The organism is Arthrobacter glycogeni (assembly GCF_054510815.1).
Genome location: NZ_JBTNDV010000005.1, coordinates 152433 through 173949, shown reverse-complemented (window position 1 = coordinate 173949; position 21517 = coordinate 152433). Strand labels below are relative to the sequence as shown.

The 21517-nt window shown below is 61.4% G+C and carries 26 protein-coding genes and 2 tRNA genes; 2 read left to right on the top strand and 26 right to left on the bottom strand.

Going from position 1 to position 21517, the window contains the following annotated elements:
• Positions 1-100: 100 nt before the first annotated feature.
• The 3 genes from ACX80G_RS07590 to bcp form a co-directional block, all read right to left on the bottom strand.
• Entirely contained in the window at positions 101-790 is a 690-nt protein-coding gene (locus ACX80G_RS07590) for a fasciclin domain-containing protein (protein ID WP_459306919.1), read from the bottom strand.
• A gap of 340 nt (positions 791-1130) precedes the next feature.
• Positions 1131-1212 (bottom strand) — tRNA-Leu (locus ACX80G_RS07585).
• Positions 1213-1269: 57 nt separating this feature from the next.
• The gene (bcp, locus tag ACX80G_RS07580) at positions 1270-1740 is read right to left on the bottom strand and encodes a thioredoxin-dependent thiol peroxidase (protein WP_459306917.1); all 471 of its coding nucleotides are present in this window, start codon (positions 1738-1740) and stop codon (positions 1270-1272) included.
• A 174-nt stretch (positions 1741-1914) separates the two neighbouring features.
• Here bcp and ACX80G_RS07575 point away from each other — a divergent pair, with 174 nt between their 5' ends.
• Positions 1915-2448: a MarR family winged helix-turn-helix transcriptional regulator gene (locus ACX80G_RS07575; protein ID WP_459306915.1), complete on the top strand. Its 534-nt coding sequence runs from the start codon at positions 1915-1917 to the stop codon at positions 2446-2448.
• A 63-nt stretch (positions 2449-2511) separates the two neighbouring features.
• Here the strand turns inward: ACX80G_RS07575 and ACX80G_RS07570 are convergent, their stop codons facing one another.
• A complete protein-coding gene (locus ACX80G_RS07570; RefSeq protein ID WP_459306913.1) occupies positions 2512-2940 on the bottom strand; it encodes a hypothetical protein in 429 nt (142 codons plus the stop codon).
• Positions 2941-3210: 270 nt separating this feature from the next.
• Positions 3211-3317, bottom strand: a tRNA-OTHER gene (locus ACX80G_RS07565).
• A gap of 264 nt (positions 3318-3581) precedes the next feature.
• Between ACX80G_RS07565 and ACX80G_RS07560 the strand changes: the two genes are divergently transcribed.
• Positions 3582-4406 carry a tyrosine-type recombinase/integrase gene (locus ACX80G_RS07560; protein WP_459306911.1) on the top strand — a complete coding sequence of 275 codons (825 nt, stop codon included), beginning with the start codon at positions 3582-3584 and terminating at the stop codon, positions 4404-4406.
• Positions 4407-4814: 408 nt separating this feature from the next.
• Here ACX80G_RS07560 and ACX80G_RS07555 read toward each other — a convergent pair whose 3' ends face one another.
• From ACX80G_RS07555 to ACX80G_RS07455, 21 genes are all read right to left on the bottom strand, one after another.
• A complete protein-coding gene (locus ACX80G_RS07555; RefSeq protein ID WP_459306909.1) occupies positions 4815-5090 on the bottom strand; it encodes a hypothetical protein in 276 nt (91 codons plus the stop codon).
• Positions 5083-5277 carry a hypothetical protein gene (locus tag ACX80G_RS07550; RefSeq protein ID WP_459306907.1) on the bottom strand — a complete coding sequence of 65 codons (195 nt, stop codon included), beginning with the start codon at positions 5275-5277 and terminating at the stop codon, positions 5083-5085. The genes ACX80G_RS07555 and ACX80G_RS07550 overlap by 8 nt, the downstream gene beginning before the upstream one ends.
• The gene (locus ACX80G_RS07545) at positions 5274-5936 is read right to left on the bottom strand and encodes a M23 family metallopeptidase (protein WP_459306905.1); all 663 of its coding nucleotides are present in this window, start codon (positions 5934-5936) and stop codon (positions 5274-5276) included. The genes ACX80G_RS07550 and ACX80G_RS07545 overlap by 4 nt, the downstream gene beginning before the upstream one ends.
• Before the next feature lie 139 nt (positions 5937-6075).
• Positions 6076-6612: a hypothetical protein gene (locus ACX80G_RS07540; protein ID WP_459306904.1), complete on the bottom strand. Its 537-nt coding sequence runs from the start codon at positions 6610-6612 to the stop codon at positions 6076-6078.
• Between the two features lie 9 nt (positions 6613-6621).
• Entirely contained in the window at positions 6622-8217 is a 1596-nt protein-coding gene (locus ACX80G_RS07535; RefSeq protein ID WP_459306902.1) for a hypothetical protein, read from the bottom strand.
• Positions 8217-9611 carry a hypothetical protein gene (locus tag ACX80G_RS07530; protein WP_459306900.1) on the bottom strand — a complete coding sequence of 465 codons (1395 nt, stop codon included), beginning with the start codon at positions 9609-9611 and terminating at the stop codon, positions 8217-8219. The genes ACX80G_RS07535 and ACX80G_RS07530 overlap by 1 nt, the downstream gene beginning before the upstream one ends.
• Positions 9608-11935 carry a phage tail family protein gene (locus tag ACX80G_RS07525; protein ID WP_459306898.1) on the bottom strand — a complete coding sequence of 776 codons (2328 nt, stop codon included), beginning with the start codon at positions 11933-11935 and terminating at the stop codon, positions 9608-9610. The genes ACX80G_RS07530 and ACX80G_RS07525 overlap by 4 nt, the downstream gene beginning before the upstream one ends.
• Before the next feature lie 124 nt (positions 11936-12059).
• Entirely contained in the window at positions 12060-12386 is a 327-nt protein-coding gene (locus ACX80G_RS07520; protein ID WP_459306896.1) for a hypothetical protein, read from the bottom strand.
• Positions 12387-12399: 13 nt separating this feature from the next.
• Entirely contained in the window at positions 12400-12744 is a 345-nt protein-coding gene (locus ACX80G_RS07515) for a hypothetical protein (protein ID WP_459306894.1), read from the bottom strand.
• Positions 12745-12747: 3 nt separating this feature from the next.
• A complete protein-coding gene (locus ACX80G_RS07510) occupies positions 12748-13173 on the bottom strand; it encodes a hypothetical protein (RefSeq protein WP_459306892.1) in 426 nt (141 codons plus the stop codon).
• A gap of 12 nt (positions 13174-13185) precedes the next feature.
• A complete protein-coding gene (locus ACX80G_RS07505) occupies positions 13186-13557 on the bottom strand; it encodes a hypothetical protein (protein ID WP_459306890.1) in 372 nt (123 codons plus the stop codon).
• Entirely contained in the window at positions 13554-13877 is a 324-nt protein-coding gene (locus ACX80G_RS07500) for a hypothetical protein (RefSeq protein ID WP_459306889.1), read from the bottom strand. The genes ACX80G_RS07505 and ACX80G_RS07500 overlap by 4 nt, the downstream gene beginning before the upstream one ends.
• A 2-nt stretch (positions 13878-13879) precedes the next feature.
• Positions 13880-15517, bottom strand: coding sequence for an HK97 family phage prohead protease (locus tag ACX80G_RS07495; protein WP_459306887.1), 1638 nt, complete (start codon positions 15515-15517; stop codon positions 13880-13882).
• Positions 15517-16722 (bottom strand): phage portal protein, encoded by a 1206-nt coding sequence (locus ACX80G_RS07490; protein WP_459306886.1) that lies wholly within the window; start codon positions 16720-16722, stop codon positions 15517-15519. The genes ACX80G_RS07495 and ACX80G_RS07490 overlap by 1 nt, the downstream gene beginning before the upstream one ends.
• Before the next feature lie 106 nt (positions 16723-16828).
• Positions 16829-18085, bottom strand: a complete 1257-nt coding sequence (locus ACX80G_RS07485) for a hypothetical protein (RefSeq protein WP_459306884.1) — start codon at positions 18083-18085, stop codon at positions 16829-16831.
• 166 nt (positions 18086-18251) lie between these two features.
• Positions 18252-18467, bottom strand: coding sequence for a hypothetical protein (locus ACX80G_RS07480; RefSeq protein ID WP_459306883.1), 216 nt, complete (start codon positions 18465-18467; stop codon positions 18252-18254).
• 550 nt (positions 18468-19017) lie between these two features.
• A complete protein-coding gene (locus tag ACX80G_RS07475; RefSeq protein ID WP_459306882.1) occupies positions 19018-19719 on the bottom strand; it encodes an HNH endonuclease in 702 nt (233 codons plus the stop codon).
• On the bottom strand, positions 19716-19940 hold the full coding sequence (locus tag ACX80G_RS07470; RefSeq protein WP_459306881.1) for a hypothetical protein: 225 nt from the start codon (positions 19938-19940) through the stop codon (positions 19716-19718). The genes ACX80G_RS07475 and ACX80G_RS07470 overlap by 4 nt, the downstream gene beginning before the upstream one ends.
• The gene (locus ACX80G_RS07465) at positions 19937-20152 is read right to left on the bottom strand and encodes a hypothetical protein (protein ID WP_459306880.1); all 216 of its coding nucleotides are present in this window, start codon (positions 20150-20152) and stop codon (positions 19937-19939) included. Before ACX80G_RS07465 ends, ACX80G_RS07470 begins: the two co-directional genes overlap by 4 nt.
• Positions 20134-20799 carry a hypothetical protein gene (locus tag ACX80G_RS07460; protein ID WP_459306879.1) on the bottom strand — a complete coding sequence of 222 codons (666 nt, stop codon included), beginning with the start codon at positions 20797-20799 and terminating at the stop codon, positions 20134-20136. Before ACX80G_RS07460 ends, ACX80G_RS07465 begins: the two co-directional genes overlap by 19 nt.
• Entirely contained in the window at positions 20789-21052 is a 264-nt protein-coding gene (locus tag ACX80G_RS07455; protein ID WP_459306878.1) for a hypothetical protein, read from the bottom strand. Before ACX80G_RS07455 ends, ACX80G_RS07460 begins: the two co-directional genes overlap by 11 nt.
• Between the last annotated feature and the right edge of the window lie 465 nt (positions 21053-21517).

Genomic DNA, 21517 nt, shown 5'->3' with positions numbered 1-21517 from the left:
CTAACGGGAAAAGGCTGGGATCCCGAGCACCATGACGGTGCTTGGGATCCCAGCCTAGATCGCCCTGGTCCGAATTAGAGGAGTCGAATCAGGGAGTCGATTACTCGCTAGGAGGCATCAGAACGGAGTCAACCATGTACACGGTTGCGTTCTGGGTCATGACGCCACCGCAAACAACAGCTGAGCCGTCTTCGCCGACAGTGATTTCGTCGCCCGAGCCCTCAACGGTCAGCTCTGCACCATTGGCGGTCATGTGGGTTCCGGCAACCTCGTCAGGGGACAGCTGACCTGGGACAACGTGGTAGGTCAGGATGCCTTCGAGGAGAGCCTTGTCGGTCTTGAGGGTTTCGATGGTTGCTTCGTCGATCTTGGCGAAGGCATCATCGGTAGGAGCGAAGACGGTGAACTCGCCACCGTTGAGGGTGTCAACGAGGTCAACGTCGGGGTTCAGCTGGCCGGTGACAGCAGCGGTCAGGGTGGTGAGGATGGGGTTGTTGGAAGCAGCGGTGGCTACTGGATCCAGGGCCATGCCGGCAACTGAGCCGTCGCCTTCTGGAACGGCTGCAGCGTAGTCGGCGCAGCCTGGGCCAACCAGGTTAGCGGCTGGGTCCATGTCTTCGCCCATTTCCTCTTCCATCCCCGACTCGGTTGCTTCGGGTGCGGCTTCGGTGGTGGTTGTTTCCTCAGCGGGCTCAGCTGCAGTGTCGCCGCCGCCGCATGCTGCGAGGCCGAACATGGCCACTGCAGCGACACCGAGGATGGAGAGCTTACGGCTCATGATGTTTCCCATTGAATTTTCTCCTTCATAGGTGTGACCGGGCGTACTCTGCCGATCAGCTAACTAACTTGTCGAACACATCGTGTCGATGTCTCATAGGTACTTCGCTCATGTCCGAACAGAGGATTGGTGGCTGATCCTGAAATCTTCTACGCCATTGAGAAACCGCGGAAACCCGGGGACTTTTAGGACTGAATGTGACCCAAGTCCCACTTTATGGCGGCCCGGCCGGGTAACGGAACGGTCACGCTGGCGGCCTCCTGCAGGTCGGCGTGCTACCCCGCAGCACAGCCTCGTTCAGGCAAAAGAAAACACCCCCGGCCGATACCGGGGGTGTTTACCTCTAACCCTGTGCGCAAGAAGGGACTTGAACCCTCACGTCCGAAGACACTGGATCCTAAATCCAGCGCGTCTGCCAATTCCGCCACTCGCGCCTTCGATGCCGAGGACAGCCAGGCCGCCCAAAACATCAGCCTCCAGTGTACGCGAATCTACTGAACCCCGAGGTCCTTCCTGAGCTTGGCCACATGGCCGGTAGCGCGCACGTTGTACTGAGCCAACTGCACCAGGCCATCGGGCCCGACGACGACGGTCGAGCGGATCAGCCCCTCATAGATTTTGCCATAGTTCTTCTTCTCTCCCCAGGCTCCCCATGCTTCAGCCACCGTGTGGTCCTCATCGGACAACAGTGGGAAGGTGAGCTCCTCGGCGTCGGCGAATTTCCTGAGTTTGGAGACCCCATCGGGCGAGATACCCACCACTGTGTAGCCGGCCGCGGCCAGCGACGCGAGATTGTCGCGGAAGTTGCATGCCTGGGTGGTGCATCCAGGGGTGGCCGCGGCTGGGTAAAAATAGACGACCACACTGGTACCCGCAAGGTCCTTCAGCGAGACCGAGGATCCGTCGGCTGCGGGCAGGGTGAAATCCGGGGCCGCATCGCCTGACATTAGCCGTTCAGCCATTATCAATATCCTTTCAGCTATTTGATTAGTTGCCTTGCACATGGTTGCGCTGACACTTTTCGCAAATCCTTAGCTATCATAAGTAAATAGGGTCGAGCCGTTTGAAACTACACCCAACTGCGGGACCAAGATCAACGCCACACGCCAGTGGGGCGAGAGGAAGTGTTTTCTTTTATGCCGGACCTGGAGCAATGGCCCACCGGTCGACTGCTGACAACCGCCGCTCGACTGGTGGAGCATGCGTGGAACGAGCAGTTGGTGTCGCTTGGCGTGACGCACGCCGGCGTGATCGCACTAGGTGTGCTGGCCAGCCAGGGGCCAATGACTCAGGCGAACCTTGCACAGATCGTGCGGGTTCAGGCGCAGACGATGGGTAAAACACTCTCCAGGCTTGAGACGCGGGGCCACGTCTCACGCACTCGGAATGATCTTGATCGCCGCAGCCACGTGGTTTCCATCACGGACGCTGGCAGCAGCGTCTTGCTAATGGCGAAAGATATTGAACGCACCCTGATCACCGGTGAGGGGCTGGTCTCGGACGAGCTGCGCGTCCACCTTCAGGGTGTGATCCGCGAACTTGGAGCGCCCCGGTGGATTACGAGCGCACCCGCCCCGTCGGTCGCCGTCGATGCCGTACCCGACGACGGCGAACTGCCGCCGTCCGGTTTGTCTGACGGCCCCGATGCACTGGTTCCTAGGGAACACTAGGGCATATCGTTCCTGAAGCTGGAGGTGGCGCCGCGCTTCACCAGACGCCCTTCACCAGCGGCTTCACCAGACGAGGTCGAGGTCGCCGTGCGCGGCGTAGATCAGGCGTTCCGGATCGCTCAGGACGTCGACCGGTCTGTCGCCACCGAGGTACCCATTGGGTAGGCAGAACCATTGCAGTAAATGTCTGTCTCTCCACCCTCCTGCGAGCCCGATCATGGCTACGCGGGCAATCGCGGGACGCGCGTGTCCGCTGTTGGGATCAAACTGGAACCCTGGGTAGAGGACCCGCCCTGCCCGGGTCACCACGCCCAGGATCTGGCGTTTCGCCGCGAGGCAGCCAGCTGGAGGTGAGAGAGGACCCACCATGTCGTCGACCTCCGGCCCGGTGAGCATGCCGAATTCTGCAGCAATGGAGGCCCAGCGGCCGCGTGCCACCCGCCGGCTTATTTCGCCGGCGTGTATTTCCCCGAAGGATGGCACCCCTTCCATGGCGACAATGTACTGCTTTACAGCCCCGTAGTCACTGATCCTGGGGAATTGCAACCAAATTGGTATCCGAGCGGGCGGTCTGCCCCCTCCTCGCGAGCATCGACCGCACCGGCTCTCACGACTGCCGAAGAGGTTTGCGGTCAGCGGTGGTCAGTAGAGGGCCGCAGCCCAGCTTTCGGCAAAGTAATCGGCGATGGGATACTTTTCGCGTCTGCAGGTCAATCAAAAAATAGCCTGACCGGGCGTTCTGCCGGTCAGGCTATTTTCGTGTGGTGCACCCCTCGGGACTTGAACCCGAAACCCTCTGATTATGGGTTGGTGCTGCACCCAAAATTCGAAGCGGTCTCAGAGGTAGCTGCATCAGCGCTAGGGGTAGCGCACGATGAACATCTTGGCCTTTGCCCGGCTGTGGCCGCGTGAGCGTCCAGACGCACACCTGCCGACATAGTGCGATGGCTCTCCGGCTTGTTGGCGGCGGCACTCAATACCGGGCCTACTGCGAGGCGTGCGACCTCGGGTTGAACTGGTACGCCGACGACGAGGGGCGACAAGCTGCCGAACGCTACGCGGAGGGACATAGGTGCTCGACGTGAGCATAGACTCGAAACCGGGTGAACTGTAGCTGGCTCCGAATAGACGGCATGAAACCCTTACTTGCTCCCATCCAGTGGGAAGATGCCATAGCGCCCTGGACAGAATGGCTGCGCGCCGCCGGCCGGCCCAAAACCACAATTTACCTGCGCACGGTTCAGCTGCGACGCTTAGGACGCTTCCACGCCAAACTCTCCCCGTGGGATCTGAGCGCCGGGGAGCTAGTTGCGTGGATCGGCTCTCACAACTGGGATAGCGACACCATTCGCTCCCATCGGGCGGCGCTGCGCTCGTTTTACGCCTGGGGATTGCTCGGCGGCATGGTCGAGGTCAATCCTGCTGCGGGTCTGCCGAGCGTGAAGGCAAAGGCCGGACGTCCCAAGCCAGCGCAGGAATCGCAGTGGAAAGACGCCATGCTCTCCTCCGATCCGCGGGATGCACTGATGATCAGGCTCGGCGCTGAAGCAGGCCTGCGCTGCTGCGAGATATGCAAGGTTCACACTGACGACGTAGAGCACGATTTGATCGGCTACTCGCTGCGCGTCGTGGGTAAGGGTGGAAAGGTGCGCACGGTGCCGCTTTCACCACGGCTAGCGCTAGAACTGCGAGCACGGCCGGCTGGCTACGCGTTCAAGGGCGCGGTTGATGGGCATTTGTCGGCGGCTTACGTCTCCAAACGGCTTAGTTGGGCGCTGGGCAAGGGCACCACGGGGCATATGCTGCGTCACCGCTTCGCGTCGGTCGCCTACTCGGCTGAACGGGATCTAAGGGCGGTGCAAGAGCTTCTAGGCCACAGTTCACCAGAGACAACAGCTCGCTACACCGCGATACCTGACGGTGCGTTGCGTGCGGCTGTGCTGGCGGCGGCGTCCTAGATGAGAGGATGACGACCATGGAAAAATTGTTCATCGTCATACTTTGTCTATTGGGTTTGATCCTGCCAGTCACGGGGATTGTTATTGCATGGTCAAGGCACATCGTCAGGTGGTTCGAGTTCAAAACTCACGCCTAATCCGTTCCAATCTGGACGCTGAGTTTGCTGAACGATACGAACAAGCGCAGCAAGACGGCGAGGCCATGAGGATGTCGGCCATAACCAGTGAAAAGGACAGACTGGCAATTGAGCGTGGGGCCTTACCTGGCACTACCTATGGGCAATTAGATGATCTGGCGTTGTACGGAAACCCATTCGTGCATCTGAATCAAGCTAGGAGCGAGCTTGGGTTCGTAGCCACAGGTGTAATCGCGGCCACGGCAGCTAGCATCTGGTCCCTTTGGGCCACTTAGCGGATCACTAGAGCGCTGGCGAGGGCTGTCGCCAAGGCAGATAAACCCGAGAGACCTGCAACGGCTACTGCGCGAACAATCCACGTTTGTGAGTCTTCCAACGCTTTGATGGCTTTGTCTTGGGACTCCTGTTGCAGCCCGAAGTATTTACGCGCATTCTCCAAATCCGCATGGTCTGGACGGTTGTCCAATTTGTCTGTGAGCGTGCTCACCGTCGTCGTGAGCACGTCCAGCCTCCGGCCGATTTCCCCCATAGTTATGTCATCACTCACGCTTGGCTCGCTTTCCTTCCGGTGCGTTGGGGATGCCGTAGACCGCTACTGCGGCGGTGATGGTGGCTTGGGCGGTCTGAACCCATTCCTGCGCCGTCATGGCGTTGTCGTTGAGTCCGACGTACACCACGGCTAGGCCAGCGAGGATGCCGGCGGTGATGGCTTTGGCGTACTTTGCCGGGTTCATGATGCTTTGCGCTTTCCGTGCGCTCTGCGGCGTGCCTGCTCGTCGATCTTCACGCCGGCCTTCGCTGCGATTGCTCGGATGACGGCAAAGCTGTTGCCGTCGGACTGGACGCCGATGATGCCCTGGCGCTGGTCGTCGTGGAGGTTCTTCACCATTGCGTACAGGTTTTCCTGCTGTGCATCTGAGAGGGCCATGAGAAATCCAACTTTCTTGGGTAGTTTGCTGCGAATTTTGGTGCGGGGGTCGAAACGGCCGTAGGTGCCGTGTTGGGGCACTGGGTCGGTGAACGTTTCTAGGTGGACGTGGGGGCCGGTGCTGTTGCCTGTGCTGCCGACGTAGCCGATGGTCTGGCCTTCGGTGATCTGCTGCCCGGGTTCGAGGTCTTCCTTGTCGAGGTGGGCGTACAGGCTGTACCAGTCGCCGTGGTCGATGATCACGAGGATTCCCGAGCCGGGGTGAAAGGCGATCATGCCGTAGAGGTTCGGGCCTAGAAGTGATCCCCAGTCAGCGAAGACCACTACACCGTTGGCGAGGGCCGGGATGGGTGTGCCGGTTGGTGCGGCAATGTCCGTACCCCAGTGGCCGTGGGGTTGGACAGGTGAGTAGGGGTTCTGCCAGATTTCCTGGCTGACCCACCCAATATCGAGAATGCTGGTCATGATTGCTCCGTTTCGGGACGGTCCTCGGGTGCTTCGGTTTCCTGCGGAACGTCTGCGCACAGTGCACAGACTCCCGTAGGTATGAAGGGGTCAATGTCGATGTGGATCGGCTGACCTGTTGCGTCTAGTTTGTGGTTGCTCATGCTGGGATCGTTTCTACTGCGGTGCCGGGTAGTGTCGTCGGCCAGGGGTCGTTGGTTTGGAAGATGTATTGCCGGTAAACGGGGGTACCGTTCGTTCCTCCGAGGATGGTTAGTGAACCGGCAGTGAACGAGATGATTGTGCGGCAGGCTGTCGTCTGCCCGATGTGAACTGGACCGTTGTCCAGTAGGTGGTAGTCGGGACGGAAACCTGCGGGGAGCGTGTAGACGGGGACTGCCAAGTCAGTGAAGGACACACCGTAGATGTTCAGCTGGACTGTATTGTCGTTACGCCGGAGGTAGGCGTTCGTGCCTGTGTGCGCGGAGAGGTTTGTTTCGATATTGCGGCGTCCTGTGTCTCCGTAAATCATCTGCTCACGGTTGTTCAGGTAGTCCCAGATTTTGACGGCGCGGCCTACCGATTGGTCGATGGTGTACCCACGCTTGCCGAGTGGGATGCGTGCCTTTAGGCCGTCGCCGAGGTCGAGTTCGGCTTCTCCTGTGGTGAATGCATCGGTGAAGCTGTTGATACGCATGGGCTCTCCTTAGATGCTCTGTAGGCGAATGTCGGTGACGTCTACTGGGCCGCCGGCTACCCGTCCACCGGCAACTGTGAGGTTGCCGGTGAAGTTCGCGGGGATCACCATTTGCTTGCGGACCTGAACCCAGTTCGGTGACGCCGGAAGCACACGGTCCTTGGCGGCGTTGATACCCGTCCCGGTTGCCGCGGTCCTCACTGTGGCTCCGGTCGTGGCGCGGACTCGGTAGATGAGTTCGCGGACGCCGCCGAGTTGGGCTTCCTTGCGGCTGAATCCAAAGCTCTGGGTTAGCGGGGTTCCGGTGGCCGTGGTTGCGTAGGGGATGGGGCCGGCGCTGTTGATGGTCCACCCAGTGGTGTTGGCCCAGTTATTGAGGCCGTCGGTGAATCGGCCGTTGGTGATCAGGGTGTTGCGATGTCTCGTGGTCGGGTCAGCGAGCAAAAGACCACCGGGGGTCAGGACGACCAGTTCGCCGGCGTCACGGCGGGCAGCGATGTTGGCGAAGACCGCTTCAAGATCGGCGGTGGTCATGTAGCCGGGGGTGTCGAGGTAAATCGGGTGAAGCATCAGCTTCAGCCCAGCGCGGTCAGCTATCGCACCCCGAATCACGCCGTCAACCCACGCGGGAGTTTGCTCATCAATCGTCGCGTGGCCTAAGCCGATAGGAAGGTCGGCGGGTAGGGTGCGGTGCAGGCCGGGGAGGTAGCCGCTCACCGCCGCGTGGTTGGCGATAGCGAGCTGGCCTGCATAGGTGTTCCAGTGCTGCTCTATGGTTTGCATCGGTGAATAGCCGTCAAATTCCCCGCTGAGAACGCCGGGTGGATCCCACGCCTCGCAAATGATCGCGGGAAGGTTCGTGGTGAATTCCCCGAGTGGGCCAAGAATCTGAGCGTCAATGTTCCCTTTGCCCGTCGCACCAATATGGTCGCGGCCATGGTTAGCCATTTCCCCGCCATCGTTGATGAGCAGGCCTTGCAGTTCTGCCCAGGTCGAAGCGTTACCGGCGGAGCCAAGCTGCCGGGAATTGATGGCTTGCAGCCACGGAAAATCGTATTTGCGAAGCAGGGGAAGTACTTTTGTTTTGAAGTTGGCTAGCCCGTGGTCAAACTTTATGGCTAGGGCGGGTAGGCCAGCGGTGCCGATGACGCCGCCGCGTCGGTCTTTGAACGCGGCTACCAGAGCGGCGCGGTGCGCGGCGGGTGCGACGGCGTAGGGGGTTGGGTCGATGAGCGGAGTCCAGGGGGTCCAAGTGGCGTTGGTGACCGAGCCGGTGGAACGGAACCAGATATTGGCGAAACTTCCGGTAGTTACCTGAAGCTGGTAGGTCACACCGTTGGAGGTGCTCCACACATGGAAGTTGCAGATTTCCTTCGCCGCGAAGTTGGTGATGTTTGCGGCGTCGTTGGTGAAGCGGATGTGGGACCATCCCGTAGTGCGCATGGTGTTGGCGTCCGCGTCTAGCGGCAGAGACGTGCCGGCGAAGGGGTTGATGAAGGTCAGCAAGTTATCTACGTCTTCCAAACCGTTTTGCATGGCTGCGGCGATTTGAGAGATTTTTAGGCTCCCGTCGGGGTAGCGGATGCCCTTACCTGTTGTGCCCATTAGGGTGCACCAATCCTTTGGAAGTCGTTGAAGGTGAGTTCGTCGCCAACATTGTTGATTTGGCCGTCCGAGAATGCGGACACTGCGATGAGGTCGCAGGTCCAGTAGTCGCCGCCGGCCGACGTTTTAGGTGGCCGGCCGAGGATCAGGCTGATATCCCAGCGAGTCCTCTTCCCGTTCCAGACCGCTTCGCCGCCGATGGCGAACCCGCGGATGTCGCTGTAGGCCATATCGGGGCGGTTGTCCTGTAATGCGCGGATCACTACGAGGGTGGTGAAGCGTTGGCGGGGGTCCAGTAGGGCGCGTAGGCCGGCGCGGTCGAAGATCTCCGAATCGTTGATGGTCAGATCCTTCGCACGCCATTGGGTGTCGGTGGCGAGCCACCGCTCGAAAATCGGGTTGATCATGCTTGCGCCGATTCCGATGGATTGCAGGTCAGTTCTGAATGAGGTGGACCGGACGCCGAACTCGGCGCGTGCTGCGCTGGTATCCATGAAGGATCGAGAGTTGACTTCGCGGGTGTCGGAGTCCGCGTAGCCGGCTAGCTCGGCGTCGTATTCGGGAGGAATCACAACGTCGAGAGTCACTTCGGTGATCACGTCTTCGGGTTCTTTCGACCAGGACAGGTCGCGTTGCACGTCCCGGCCTTCGAGGTAACAGACGGTACCGCCGACGTAGTACGGGGCGCCGGGGGTGCGGCCCCAGCGGACGCCGCCGGTAAGTTTGGTCAGCTGGTCGGGGCGTGTGTCGTTGGACACGTCGTGCACGAGGTCGAGCCGGCGATAGGTGGTGTTATCCGGTGGCGAGTAGTAGCTGGTGTGGCGTCTGATCATCAGCTGCCCTCGCAGGTAGGCGTCGATCAGATCGAGCATCGGAATGTTCTGGTAGTGCAGTTCCGCGTGCTGTTTTGTTGGGTAGCGTGTGCCGTCCAGGGTGCGAGGTTCCCACCCTTCGGCTTCGAGGAACGCCTGCACTTCGGCCATCCGCGACGTGCCAGGGCGTGCGGGAAGTGACACGTCGTAAAGTTCGGTCGCGGCGAGGTCGGTCAGCAGGTCAACGCAGACCACGGTATAGAGCATTGCGCCGTCGATGAAGTCCGATGGGTGCGCTTCGGCGCGTTGGATTCTGCCGACAAAGTAGGTGAACGCGTCACTGACGGGTTCGCCGTCCAGGGGCACGTGAACGATAGCCACCATGCGGCCTAGTTCGATGAAGGTCAGTTCTTCAGCGGCACGGACAAGAATGTCAAAGCGTGCCGCTTCAGGGCTTTGCATATCAAGATCGGTGTCAGTGCCGAAGGTCAACGTCAGGCCATCGAGGACCGGCCGATTCGACATGGCGTAGTCGTCCATCAGCCGACCGTCGATGTAGACGCTCGGGGCTGGGTGCTTCATCGTCGGCCCTTGCGCCCGCTGGCGCGTTCGTAGGTTTCGATGCTCTTCACGAGTTCACGGCCGAGCGCTACCCGGTCGGTGCCGGGGCCGGCCTGCACCTCTATGCGGTACTCGTTGCGGACGGTCATCCCACCGGCGCTGGACGAGCCGCTGCCGCCGAATCCGAACCCACCAAACCCGCCGCCGCTGTCACCTTCGCCGGCACCGAACATGCCGGGGACGGGTTCGCCCGGGCCGGCACCGAAGAGCCCACCGGAGCGGGGTGCGGCGGGCATACCGGCGGCGCTCTGCACACCCAGACCGAAAAGACCGCCGGCGATATTTTTGATGGCATCGACTGGGCCGGAGAGCAGACCCTGAATTTTGCTGGCGAGGTCGCCAACCCAGCTGATGGCGTCTTTGATCGCGCCAACGAATCCGGAGATCCCCGAGGTGACGTTTGACCAGACGATGCCGGCGACGGTGCCGAAGGCTGAGAGGGCACCTTCGATACCGCCGATGGGTTCCAGGGTGTTGTTGATCCAGAGGATCGCGTCTTGTGCGCCGCTGACGATCCATTGCCAGACCATGACGGCTACCCGGCCAGCGGCGTTGACCGCGTCCCTGAAAACGTCCACGTTGTTGTAGGCGAGGATCACGCCGGCTACCAGCGCGGCAATGAGGGCGATAACAATGCCGATCGGGTTAGCGGTCAGGGCTGCGTTGAAGAGCCACTGGGCGGCTGTTGCCACGCCGATGGCGGCGGCGGCGGCCAGCTGAGCGCCGCGCGCCGCCACTGACGCTACGGTGTGCCCGATCAGGCCGGCCGTGGAGGTAAGTCGGGTGAGTATGGAGGTGCGCTCGGCGATGATCTGTGTGCCGGTCGCTGCCGTGTTGGCCCTGATCGCTGCGGCCAGTGAGAAGTTCGCTGCCGCCTGAGCTACGGCGATGGGCAGGCCGAGTGCGGCGGCGAGGTTCGCGGCGGTCTGCGCGGCTTTGATGATGACGAAAGCGGCGGCGAGGCCGACGATGAGGGCGGTCAGTGCGCCAGTGTTTTCGGCAAGGAACTGCATGCCGGTGGCTGCGCCTTCCAGCAAAGGGATCGCCAGGGGAAGGGCGCTGGCGACGAGTTCGCCGAGGGTCTGCGACATGTCGCCGACCGCTTTGCCGACTTCGATCAGGATGGGGCCGGCCGGCTTCGCTACGGCGAGGAAGGCATCGAACACGCCAGAGAGCTTCGAGAAGTCGCCCTGCACTGCTCCGGCGAAGAAAGTGGTCAGAGATTCCCACGCGGTGCGGATGCGGAAGGCTGCGGCTTCCATGAATCCGGGGAACCCTGATGACGTGATTTCGCCGTCGTTGTACTTCCATGCAGCGGTGAAGGCCCGTAGACCGCCGATTGCTTCGTTGACTACCTTCCCGAATCCCTGCGAGGGGTCCAAGCCGAGAGCGGTGGTGATGTCCTGTGTCAGACCGCCGGTGCCGAGCAGGTCGATGCCTGCCTGTAGGCGGTCGAGGTAGGAGGAAATGGCCCCCACGCCAGCGAGCAGTTTCAGGTTCACGGCGGTGACCGCTGGGGCGAGGAAACCGCCGAGCTTCGCTGAAAGGTTCGTGGTGGCCGCTGCGAGGGTCTTCTGAACGTTCGCCGTTGATGTGCTGGTGCGCGCGTAATCGCCCTGGGCGTCTTTGGTCTGCTCAAAGATCAGAGCCTGCGCAGCGAGGATCTTGTTCTGCGGGGTCAGCGCGTCCTTGGTGGTCGAGACTAGCCCCAGTTCGAGGGCTTTCTGACGCATGGTGGCGTCATCGAGTAGGACGCCGTAGGCGCGCAAAGGTTCTGCTTCCCCGCGTAGGGCCGCGCCGATGGCTTCAACGGACTGCTCGGTGCTGGTGCCTTTGAAGGATGCGAGGTCACCGGCGAGGGCGGTGAGGTCGGTCGAGAATTTGCCGAGGTCATCCCCGGCGAGGCCGGCTGCTTTACCGTAGGTTCCGTAGGTGTTGGCGGCGTCGATCACTTGCTGGCTGGACAGGCCCAGTTTGGTGTCGGCGGTCGCTGCCTGATCGGTGATCATCTGCATGCTGTCGCCGAACACGACGCCGGCGGCGGCAGTGGAGTCTTCCAGTTCGGAGAACGCGGCCACACCCTGTTTAGCGAAGTCGAAGGTTTTCTTCGCTGCGAAAGCAAGGCCAGCGGCGACGGCTAACTTCAGTGCACCGAACCGCTTCGTCGTCGCGTCCACGGACTGATCCACGCCAGAGAGCGCGCCGCGAGTATCCGCGGCGGCCCTCTGCGCGCCGGTGGCTTCCCCGATGATCTTCAGCGAGAGTACAGCGGTTTTGCCGGCCATCGGGGTTAGTCCTTCCTGTGCCTTGCCTGTTCCTGTTCTTGCAGGATGTGAACGGCCGTGGTGATCACTTCGGGGTCTTCACGTCGCCACGCACTGACCGGGATGTGCGTGGCGACTGCCAGCGCTACGAGTAGGTAGTGGGCTGTTCCGTCGGCGTACCTAAACCCAGCGGCGTCTCGGTGTCCTCGTCGGTGTCCTCGACGGCTTCGACGTTGCTCACGTCGGCCACGTTGGTAGTGAACTCGTCCCACGTCTCGGTGATCGAGCCTTCACGCCGGCCGGCCGACCAGGCACGGAACGGACCCATCTTCAGGGCGTTCTCTTCGAGCGTTCCCCACTTGGCCTTGTTCTTACGCAGAGTTGTTTCGAAGTTCAGGGTGTCGCCGAGGTTCGGGGTGACCACGATTTCGGTGCCGTCGAGACGGGTGATCTTCAGCTGCTGGATAGACATTGCTTTGGCGCTCCTAGAGTTTGTTGATGAGGAATTCAAGATGTTCAGAGAATTCGGCGGACCATGCCGGTTCGGAAGAGGTCGCGCCGTCTGAGAGGAAATGGGTGGCCCCGATGTTTCGGGCTGCCCAACCCCAGTGAATGACGGCGGCATAGGGGGCGTTGGAGTAGACGGTGCCGCCGCTGCTGCTGATGCTGCGTGCGAGGAACCCTGAGACTTTCGGTGCCCGTTCGCGGCCAGCGGTCGCCGCTATGCGTGCCGCTGCGGCCGTGGGTTCGTCCAGGTTCCCTAGGCCGTCGATCAGTCCGGCAAGGCCGGCGGTGATCTGCCGATTACCTGCCAGACTGATCGACAACATGGGCTAAACGACGGCAGGGATATCGAAGGTGGTCGGCTCGCCGATGACTTTGAACTCGAAGTCGCTGGTGTTGCGCGTCTTCACGTCGCCGCCGACTTCCAGCGGAATGATCTTGGCGAATCCTTTCCAGCCGTAATCTGATTCGGCGGTGCTGGGGGTGAACTTGAACGGCAAGACCGTCAGCCGGTTCTCGTAGGCCCAGTGGAGCAGGCCGGCCTTGTCGTAGGACTGAAGCAGGGTTCCCGAAAGTGTCCACGTCAGCGTGTCGTCGCCGTCGAGGGTTTCCCCGCTGAGGACGGGGATAGAGTCCTCTTCCTCTAGCGAGGGGGTGAGCTTCGTTGCCGTGGTCTGACTGCCGAACTGGGTAAGAGTGCCGAGTTCCCCGAACTCCAGCACGCCCGGGCCGAGCCGGTGAGCTTTTACTGCCATGATTTTGTTCTCCTAGATTGAGTCGGTGAAGCTGACGACGTACGCGGGATAGGCGGGCATGCCCGGGTGGCTGAAGGTGGCCGGTTCGGCCGTGTCCAGGCTCATGGGTTCGTGAAGCGCTGACAGGATCGGGTCGATGTTCGCCCACGCTGCAAGACGATCCGCTGAGGGGCCAGCGATGACGTACAGTTCCCACGTCGCTTCGGCGATGTAGTGGTTGAGGTACTTCAGCTTCGGCGGCTGCACAGCCACGGCCGGCCCGTTGGCAAGTGCCGCCGGCACCTTCGCCAGATCCGTCGTGACCAGTGCAAATTCCACGCCGGCGGCGGTGAGCGCCCGGGAGACTTCCTCCACGATTTCTGCGGCGCGTTCGATAGTGCTCATGCGACAGCCGGCCCGAGGTAGGGCTGAAGGAACGGCATGGCCGCTTTCATCGGGTCACGAGCGATACGCATGGGTGCGAACTCGGGGGAGTCCAACCCCACAAGACCATTGCGGGACTGCCGGCGGTGGTACAGCTCCGCGCCGGCTTCGAGGACCGCACGCGCAACCGCGCTGGCAGGCACAGTGTCAGCAGGCACTTTGCTTACCGGCCGTGCCACCATTGCTACGGCTTCATCGGCGCAGTCGATCACGTACTGATCGGTCTCCGACGCCTGCACGTAGGTGGCGAGGGCTTTCACGGTTGCGGGTGCGACGGCCACGATTAGACGCCTGCTGCGGCCGGGGCGGCGATCTTGACGGGCAGGATGGCTTCGGGGAACGGGTTGGTTACCGCGACGTACCCATAGAGGCTCAGCTGCTTGGTGAGGTTGATAATGTTCTCGTCCTGCAGCTGCACAGGTGCGCCGGGGGATTCCAGCGTTTCGATGGCCGTGGGGTCGTAGAAGGAAAGCACTTCGCGGGTAGCGCGGGTGCCGACCAGGGAAACCGGGACGTTGGCAAGGGTGCCGTCGGCGCGCTTCAAGTTCAGCTCGCCGACCTGATTCATGCCGGAGCCGTAGACGTTCATCAGCCGGCGTCCGTCGCCGTCGGTGAGACGGTTCAGGATCTTGAACTGGTCGATGGACGCGTGCATTCCCTCGAGGAGGAAACCGCGCTCTTCGTAGATCAGCGCGGCGTCTACGATCAGATCTAGCCACTCGTTCGTGGTGGCACCTGGGGCGATGGTCAGGGCGCGCTCGGTGAGCGGATCGGCGGTGTTTGCGGCGATGTGGGCGGCGATGATCGCGAAGTACTCGGCGCGCACTCGTGCTTCGGTGCCGGCGGCGTACTTGAGCATCATGGCTTTCCACAGCGTGTTCAGCGTGGGGATGGTAGCTCGCTGGATGGCCTGGAAGCTCATCGAGGACCAACCGCCGACGGTGTGCACTTCGGCGTTCTCGATCTTCAGGGAGACCTTGCCGGGGCCGGCGAGGTTGTCACCTTCGAGCAGCTGCTCACCAACAACGGTGGTGTTGGCCAGAAGCTTGCCGTACTCGATGGTCATGCCCGTTGCTGGGAGGGTGCCACGGCCGAAGGTGTTGAAGATCCGCCGCCGCTCTTCTACCAGCTTGATGTAGTCGCCTACCCATGATTCCTTCACGATGGCATCAGCCAGGACATTGGCCGGCGCTTCGCGGTTCGTCAGTTCGGCGTGGAACGTGAGCGCTTCCTCGTCGCGGTTGGCGACGGCGCGGACGAATTCGCCGATGCTGCGGTAGGCGGGAATGTGGATGGCCGGCGCTTCGGCGGCATTGCCGGCCTGAAGGCTGGCTAGCGCGCGCTCCAATTCCTGCTGGCCGTCGAGGACGGGCTGAAGATCAGCGCGGGTCAGGGTGTCAACTTCAGGGGGCATGGTGGAACCTTTCGGTGATGCAGGGGCGGCTGAGCGGATGGAGGAAACTTTTGCGGTGGTGTAGGCAGGGAAGTTGACCAGCGAGAATTCGCGGGCCTTCACCTTGGTGTGAATGACGGTGATGTTTCCGTCGTCGTCTTTCTCGGTGCGGTAGTCCACCGGGATAAAGCCGATGCTCAGCGAGTCCACTGCACCGTCTTCGAGAAGGGTCCAGGCGTCGCGGCCGACGGCGGTATCTGAGACTTTGCCGGTGACCTCAAAGCCGGCTTCGGTGTCGTTGCCGGCGGTGGCGCGGCCGATGACTTCGCGGTGCTGCCAAAAGATCTTGGTGCCATCCAACTCGATAGCGCCGGGTTCGAACCGTTCGCTGTAGCCATAGCCGAGGTCATAGGTTTCGCCGTAGGGAACGCCGATGCCGGTGAACTCCCGCTTAGCTGTGTCTTTCGAGCGGATGGTGAAAGAGCGGACCATGAGGCCGGCGTCGTTGGTCAGTTCTTCGAGGTCCATTACGCGGCTTCGCTCTCGGTTGATGGTTTGGCTGTGCGGGCTGGCCGGTTTTCCTTGATTTGCTCCCGTTGCGCGTTGGTCAGCGGTGCCCAGCCTTCGATGCCGCGAACCTCGTCGTCGGTGAGGAAGCCGGCGGTCAGGCCGATGGCGTGAGCTTCGTACCGGGTCTTGGTGTCCGTGCGCAGGAGGGCGTCGAAGTTGAAGCGGACCTCCTGACCGCGCACGGTGAGCGAGGTCAGTGCTTCCTCGATCTTGCGGAGGTAGCCCATGAGGGTGAACCGGACAAACGCAATCCAGTCCTGTTCCACGTTCGAGTAGGTCATTGCCGAGCCTTCGACGGCGGCGAGCATCAGCGATGCCGGGGTGCCGAACAACCGTGCCAGCTGGGTGGTAGTGAACTGCTGAGATTCCAGCCACTGGGCGTCGGCCGGCTTTAGCATGATCGGTTCATAGGTGGTGCCCTTGCCCAGCACCTTCACACCGCTCGGGTTGTCCGTGTCTGCCGCGCCGTTCCAGGCGGCCTTGAAGATCTTCGCGACGTCGCCGGTAAGTACCTGCTCCGAGGTGAGAATGCCGGAGGGGATCTTGCCCTCAGAGAACCAAAGGGCTGCGTAGTCGCGCAGTTCCAGAGCGCCGCGTAGCTCGATCTGCGCGGCTTGGATCGGCCCAAGTCCAGTGAGCCGGCCGGGGAGCTTCAGCAGGGTCATGTGCTTGATCTGGTTCGCGGCGTAGGTCTTGCCCTTGTGGTGGTACACAATGACGCCGGTCTTAGCGTCCTTCGCTGGCCGTACCTCGTGCGGGTTCAACGGTGTCAGATCCAGCACGCCGGCTGGGGTGTTTCCGAAGGCCGGCCCTTCGTTGATCTTCCAGTAGGCGTTGCCGGAGACGATCAGCGAGAGCACGGTCTGTTCGATGAAGTCGCTGCGGCTCATGTCCAGGCAGGGCTTTTTCATCAGTGAGGACATCTGATCGAACGGAAGCCGAAGGCCGTTGCGTTCGACGTTGTAGGTGATCTGGCTGGCCGAGGTCGAGAGGATCTGAATGGCCCGGTAGACGGTGGACAGGCTTACCGCTGTTTCGGCTGAGACGCCGCCGGCGGCGTAGCCGCGGTGTGGGGGAGTGATGCCGGGGAGCATTTGAGCGGTGCCGGCATCTGCACGCTTGGCTAGGCCAAGGGCTGCGGCTACGCGGTGGAGGATCGGCATGAGCAAAACTGTGGGGCCGGGGGCTACGGCTGGCCAAGCTTCGGTGCGGTCTCAGCGCATCTCAGCGCGTCTCATGTGATTTGGGCGCATTTCAGCGCAAGCACTCTTAGAAGATTTGGATGCCGGCGACTTCGGGCATGTGATCAATACCGTAGGTGCCCAGCGTGGCGGCTTCCAGCGCCGAGGTAGATCCGTTTGAGGCGCGCCGGCCCCACACCCACGCGCCGTCACCCACGCTCCGTTTCACCGCGATATCGGCGGCGGCGTCCAATGCTGGGTCGGGCCGGTAGCGCCAGATCGCCGGCTCTCCCCTGCGCACGAGACCGGAGTAGACGGCTTGGCAGGCTGCGGCGACGTTGACGGTTTTGATTGGCACGAGCGGTATACCGGCGCGTTCAGCCCTGTCGGCGAGGTCGGCCGACGGGCCGTAGCCGTCGATGGCGAATGGTGCGCCGTGCTTGGCTGAAAGCTCCTTCATGCGGGGCAGAGCCCATGAAGATCCTTCGTGGTGGTCGATAACTTCGGTGATCTTGAACCCGTCCACGATCCCTGTGGCGGTGATCGTGGTGTCGGAATCGTCCATACCGACCGCGGCGGCGAAACACACCTGGCCGGCGAGCTTCACGGCCGTGGAGCCGGCGCGCCAGTCGGCTTCGCTGATAACACGTTCGGTCGCACCAGTGCGGCGGTTGCCGTAGGCCCGACAGAATTCGGAGAGGCCGAGGGAATCCAACCATGAGTCGAGGTCTTCGCGTTCGAGTAGGAACCCGGCGCCGGGGTGAACGGCGTACACGGCATCGAGGAAGGTGGACACTTCGTCGTCCCGGGCGAGGTTTGGCAACTCAAGGTCGGGGGAGATCCCGAAGTCAAAAAACGCCGTGTCGGCAGGCATGTCGAGGCGCAAGCTATCGAGCAGTTCGTTTAGGTACTCGGATTCCGTTGTTCCTTCGGTTGAGAGGATCCAAAGCTGTGGGCGTTGACCGGTGAGCTTGCGGCGCGTCGTCGTCGTCGGGACAATCGCGCCGAGCAACGCTTCGGCCTTCGCTGCGCTGAAATACCACGCTTCGTCAATCGTGTTTTTATCCGATTGTTTCGAGTGAAGTGAATCTTCGGTAGGGGGGTGCGGGCGAATTGCCGAACCATTCAAGAATGTCAATGATTGGGTGCCGTTCGAGAATCGGGCTTTTCCCAGTCGCTTGAGGGGAGATTCTTTGAATAGTTCGGCCATTTGCTTCCACTTCGCCGACGCATGTTGACCGGTTTGCGCCGTGTACCACACCTCTCGGCGCTTTCCCATGAGACAGTTCTGGATATCGTTGGCAAGGTCGAGCGTGGTCTTTCCAGCCTGCCGCTGGACGGTCACAACAATCCTTGAGTAGATGAACTGGCCGCGTTCGTCTATCTCGCCAGCCACATCGGCGACGTAGCGTTGCCAGGGGATCAGCGGTTGGCCGAGTGCAGCCGCTGCTGCGGCCGTGTGAGCGCCGTAGGTCGCGCGGCTGAGGTCGCGGGGCGTACAGTAGCGCGGTTCAACTAGCCCGGGGTATTGCTGGGCGAGACTCGAAAGCATCTAGGAACTCTCTTAGGTCGGCGGGAATATCGCCGGCGTCGGGGCCGGTGTCGGGCGGGTCAAGGATTTCGAGAGTTGCCACGAGCTGCGCGGACTCTTGCGCTACGGCGCGGCCCTTCATGTTGCCTTTGGCGATGCTTTGGGCAAGCTCCAAGGCCGTTTGTGCGAGGAACATTTTAGAAGCAGGTATTCCTCGGTCGGCTTTAATAGCTTCAATGCTTTCACGGACGGACTTTTCTATTTGGCTCTCCCCGTAAATAGGCGCGCGCGAGGGAATGTCTAGCGTTTCCTGTCCGATTGCCATGTTTCGGGTCATTTTCCTACTCGCTTTTTTTATTTTGGGGGGTTGGGGGAGAGGAGGGGAGACGTGGATCTCCCCGCTGGAAAAACCGAACCAGAAAAACGCAAATCATCAGACATACCAGACGACTGCGCGCGTCACTCCGCGACTTCCGAGCTTCGAATCATCAAGCTGCATCCACCACCATGAGTATTCGGGGTCGCTGCTTGGATTGAACCTGCCTACCTGCAACTGTGGTTCGTTGTTCAAGTACTCACGCTCATCAGTGCACCGTGTGCAGTCTGCATGTGGGCCAGCGTTCGGTCCACAGATCTGATCATGCTCGGCTTGATTGGCATAGTCCCGAGCTATCGCTACATCGTGCGTGCGGGTGATGAGTACTCCACCGTCTGAGAAGGTGTGAGCGGCGGGGTTCTTCATTGGGCTACCAATCTCTTGATGGTGCGTGTTCGAGGGCTGCGGTGGTGGTGTCGTAGGCAGTGGTGGTGGTGTGGGTGGTGCCGGCCTTCAGTGCGTACCAGCGGTCTACCGATGCCATCGTGTAATCGGGGCGCATTGTGCGGCAGCGCTCCACCACCGTGGGTCGGCCTGGGTCTATCTCGATGACGTCGTAGTGCAGCGACTTGTACAGGGCTACCTCTAGCGGGTCGGGGATGGCGTGGATGATCCAGACGGTAATGCGACGGGATAGGCGGGTGGCGCGGTCTATCGCTGCTTTACGGGCACCAATGGCGATATGGCGAACGTAGTCGGGGTAGGCGTGTTCGGGGCTTGGCGGTGATGGCATGAGCGCTGCGGCGATCTTGTCGAGGTCGATGATCACATCGCCGGCTATTGCGTGCTCGGCGACGTGAGTGGTCTTCCCCGCTGCGGGTGGGCCGGTCACGATCTTGATGGTTGCGCCGACACCGCTAATCACCCTGTCTTGGCGTTGGGAGTTGCATGAGTGGCAGGCCGGCCTGAAGTTGGTTACGTCATCGGTACCGCCGTGAGCGTAGGGCACAACATGGTCTTTGGTGGTTGCTCGGCGGGTGCAACCGGGTAGCTTCAGCCAGCACCGTATCCCGTAGGTTTGTAGCACCTGTGCGGTGAGTGCTGAGGACTTCCGGCCAGCTCTGCGGCTCATGCCTTCACGACGAGAACAAGATGCTTCGTCGCTTCCTTGTGGTCTTTCGCGGCGTGCATGGTGATACTGAGGGGCATCGGCATGCTCTTGTAATCACACTCCACACAATCGGCCAGAGCACCGTCTCGGCGGCGGTTTCGCCGGCCTTCGAAGACCATGCCAAACCAGAACCAGATGGGGGCGAGAATTAGGGCGGGAACGGCAGCGAGTACGTCGATCATGAGCTTTCCTTGCTGGTCTGGCGTTCGTTTTCGGCTATCCAGCGGCGCACGTTGCCGGGTACATAGCGGATTTCGCGGCCGAACTTGGTGAACGTCGGGCCTTTGCCTGTGCGGCGTAAGTGGGCAACCTGAGTGAGGGTCAAGCGTGCGAACCGGGCGAACTCTTCAGGGGTCCACAAGGCAGGGGCGTCGTTCACTTGATGATCACGCATGCTTCGCCCTGCCGCTGCAGAAGGGTGATTAGATCCGAGACAAGCAACCAAGCGTGCCCGAACGCTCCCCAGCTGGCTCCCCAGCTGTTCTGGATCATGATGGCCGGCCGGCTGTCCGTGGCAGACAAGCGGGATGCATAGGCGACAGCGGTGACGCAGTGACCGCCGATCCTCTCACCGTCCAAGCTCATCAGCCCGTTCACTGGTTTCTGCATGCCGGTTGTCCAGTACAGGCCGAGCACTACCGGGCCGGCGTAGCACAGGGCATCAATCACGTCTTCGTGGCCGAATGCCCAGCGGTAACCCTTGATGTAGCCGAGCATCTGCATGGCTTTCGCGCCGGCTACAACGCTGGTGCCAGGGGTGTCCTCCCCGGGGAACTCGTCCAGCGTCTTCGCGAGCGTGAACGCGCGTTCGGCGAAGTCGGCGAGGTCTTCGGCTTCATGTTCCACCAAGCGTGGAAGAGGTTCGGCGGCGACCGCGGCAGTGAACGCATACCCAACACAGGCACCGTCTGGCCCCTGATGCATCACTGGGCCGTTCGGCCAGAAGCTTTGCGGTTGGCCTAGCCCTTCACGGCCGAGGATTTCGCGCACTGGGTAGTCCCGGCTGCGCTGGTCGTGCTTCGGTGCCCAATCAAGCTTCACGTCGTGTTTTCCTTGTCATTTGCTCGCTGTAAAGGTCTTCAAGAATGTCTGCTGCTTCGCCTGCCCGGCGTTTGGCGGCTTCTACCTGTGCGGTGGCTTCGAGGACTGCTCGGTAGGTGGTTTCCACGTCTGCGCCGGTTTCGGCGCGGTAGAAGGTGAGTCGGCGCTTGTGTAGCTGTTCCCGGTAGGCCGCTAGCACGTCTTTGGCTTCTCGGTGTCGGGATTCAGCTACTTCGAGGGCAGCGGTGCTCATAGGAGGGTGTCCTGGTGTGGTGCGTTGTACCCGGGCTGAAGGCGTCGATGCTCTGGGCAGTAGAAGTAGTCCTGACCGGGCCAGCGGCGTTTACCGACCAGTGGGCAGCCGTCGATGCGGCAGTTGATGATTGGGGTATCACGGCCGGCGTTCACGCAGGAATCGCAGTACCTTCGGCGGCGGCCTTCATGTTGTTTACCGCAGGCCATACAGCGTTGTGGTCGTGGATCTGTTTTGACGTAGGCCGGCCGGGTTGGTGGTGGCTTGTAGGTGGGTAGCTTGATCAAGTCGCCCATGGTGGTTCTCCAATCTCGTGTATACATACGGTCGCTAGCGCGAGGTATTCCCGCGTGGTCCCTCTCCCCAGTTCGCCACCGGTCCAAACAGCGCCAAATACGGTATACGGCTAACACCAATAGCCCCGGCCCTTTTTCGGGACGTGGCTAGCTGTTACATGGCTTTGTC

What these genes read in the sequence shown, in the direction of transcription:
- ACX80G_RS07515 (WP_459306894.1), bottom strand. Translation starts at nt 12,744, where the DNA reads ATGTTGTCGATCAGTCTGGCAGGTAATCGGCAGATCACCGCCGGCCTT.
- ACX80G_RS07560 (WP_459306911.1), top strand. Translation starts at nt 3,582, where the DNA reads ATGAAACCCTTACTTGCTCCCATCCAGTGGGAAGATGCCATAGCGCCC.
- bcp (WP_459306917.1), bottom strand. Translation starts at nt 1,740, where the DNA reads ATGGCTGAACGGCTAATGTCAGGCGATGCGGCCCCGGATTTCACCCTG.
- ACX80G_RS07465 (WP_459306880.1), bottom strand. Translation starts at nt 20,152, where the DNA reads ATGCGTGATCATCAAGTGAACGACGCCCCTGCCTTGTGGACCCCTGAA.
- ACX80G_RS07470 (WP_459306881.1), bottom strand. Translation starts at nt 19,940, where the DNA reads ATGATCGACGTACTCGCTGCCGTTCCCGCCCTAATTCTCGCCCCCATC.
- ACX80G_RS07540 (WP_459306904.1), bottom strand. Translation starts at nt 6,612, where the DNA reads ATGCGTATCAACAGCTTCACCGATGCATTCACCACAGGAGAAGCCGAA.
- ACX80G_RS07455 (WP_459306878.1), bottom strand. Translation starts at nt 21,052, where the DNA reads ATGAGCACCGCTGCCCTCGAAGTAGCTGAATCCCGACACCGAGAAGCC.
- ACX80G_RS07480 (WP_459306883.1), bottom strand. Translation starts at nt 18,467, where the DNA reads ATGTTCCTCGCACAAACGGCCTTGGAGCTTGCCCAAAGCATCGCCAAA.
- ACX80G_RS07495 (WP_459306887.1), bottom strand. Translation starts at nt 15,517, where the DNA reads ATGGACCTCGAAGAACTGACCAACGACGCCGGCCTCATGGTCCGCTCT.
- ACX80G_RS07520 (WP_459306896.1), bottom strand. Translation starts at nt 12,386, where the DNA reads ATGTCTATCCAGCAGCTGAAGATCACCCGTCTCGACGGCACCGAAATC.
- ACX80G_RS07590 (WP_459306919.1), bottom strand. Translation starts at nt 790, where the DNA reads ATGGGAAACATCATGAGCCGTAAGCTCTCCATCCTCGGTGTCGCTGCA.
- ACX80G_RS07545 (WP_459306905.1), bottom strand. Translation starts at nt 5,936, where the DNA reads ATGACCAGCATTCTCGATATTGGGTGGGTCAGCCAGGAAATCTGGCAG.
- ACX80G_RS07505 (WP_459306890.1), bottom strand. Translation starts at nt 13,557, where the DNA reads ATGAGCACTATCGAACGCGCCGCAGAAATCGTGGAGGAAGTCTCCCGG.
- ACX80G_RS07510 (WP_459306892.1), bottom strand. Translation starts at nt 13,173, where the DNA reads ATGGCAGTAAAAGCTCACCGGCTCGGCCCGGGCGTGCTGGAGTTCGGG.
- ACX80G_RS07475 (WP_459306882.1), bottom strand. Translation starts at nt 19,719, where the DNA reads ATGAGCCGCAGAGCTGGCCGGAAGTCCTCAGCACTCACCGCACAGGTG.
- ACX80G_RS07530 (WP_459306900.1), bottom strand. Translation starts at nt 9,611, where the DNA reads ATGAAGCACCCAGCCCCGAGCGTCTACATCGACGGTCGGCTGATGGAC.
- ACX80G_RS07550 (WP_459306907.1), bottom strand. Translation starts at nt 5,277, where the DNA reads ATGAACCCGGCAAAGTACGCCAAAGCCATCACCGCCGGCATCCTCGCT.
- ACX80G_RS07575 (WP_459306915.1), top strand. Translation starts at nt 1,915, where the DNA reads ATGCCGGACCTGGAGCAATGGCCCACCGGTCGACTGCTGACAACCGCC.
- ACX80G_RS07535 (WP_459306902.1), bottom strand. Translation starts at nt 8,217, where the DNA reads ATGGGCACAACAGGTAAGGGCATCCGCTACCCCGACGGGAGCCTAAAA.
- ACX80G_RS07525 (WP_459306898.1), bottom strand. Translation starts at nt 11,935, where the DNA reads ATGGCCGGCAAAACCGCTGTACTCTCGCTGAAGATCATCGGGGAAGCC.
- ACX80G_RS07490 (WP_459306886.1), bottom strand. Translation starts at nt 16,722, where the DNA reads ATGCCGATCCTCCACCGCGTAGCCGCAGCCCTTGGCCTAGCCAAGCGT.
- ACX80G_RS07570 (WP_459306913.1), bottom strand. Translation starts at nt 2,940, where the DNA reads ATGGAAGGGGTGCCATCCTTCGGGGAAATACACGCCGGCGAAATAAGC.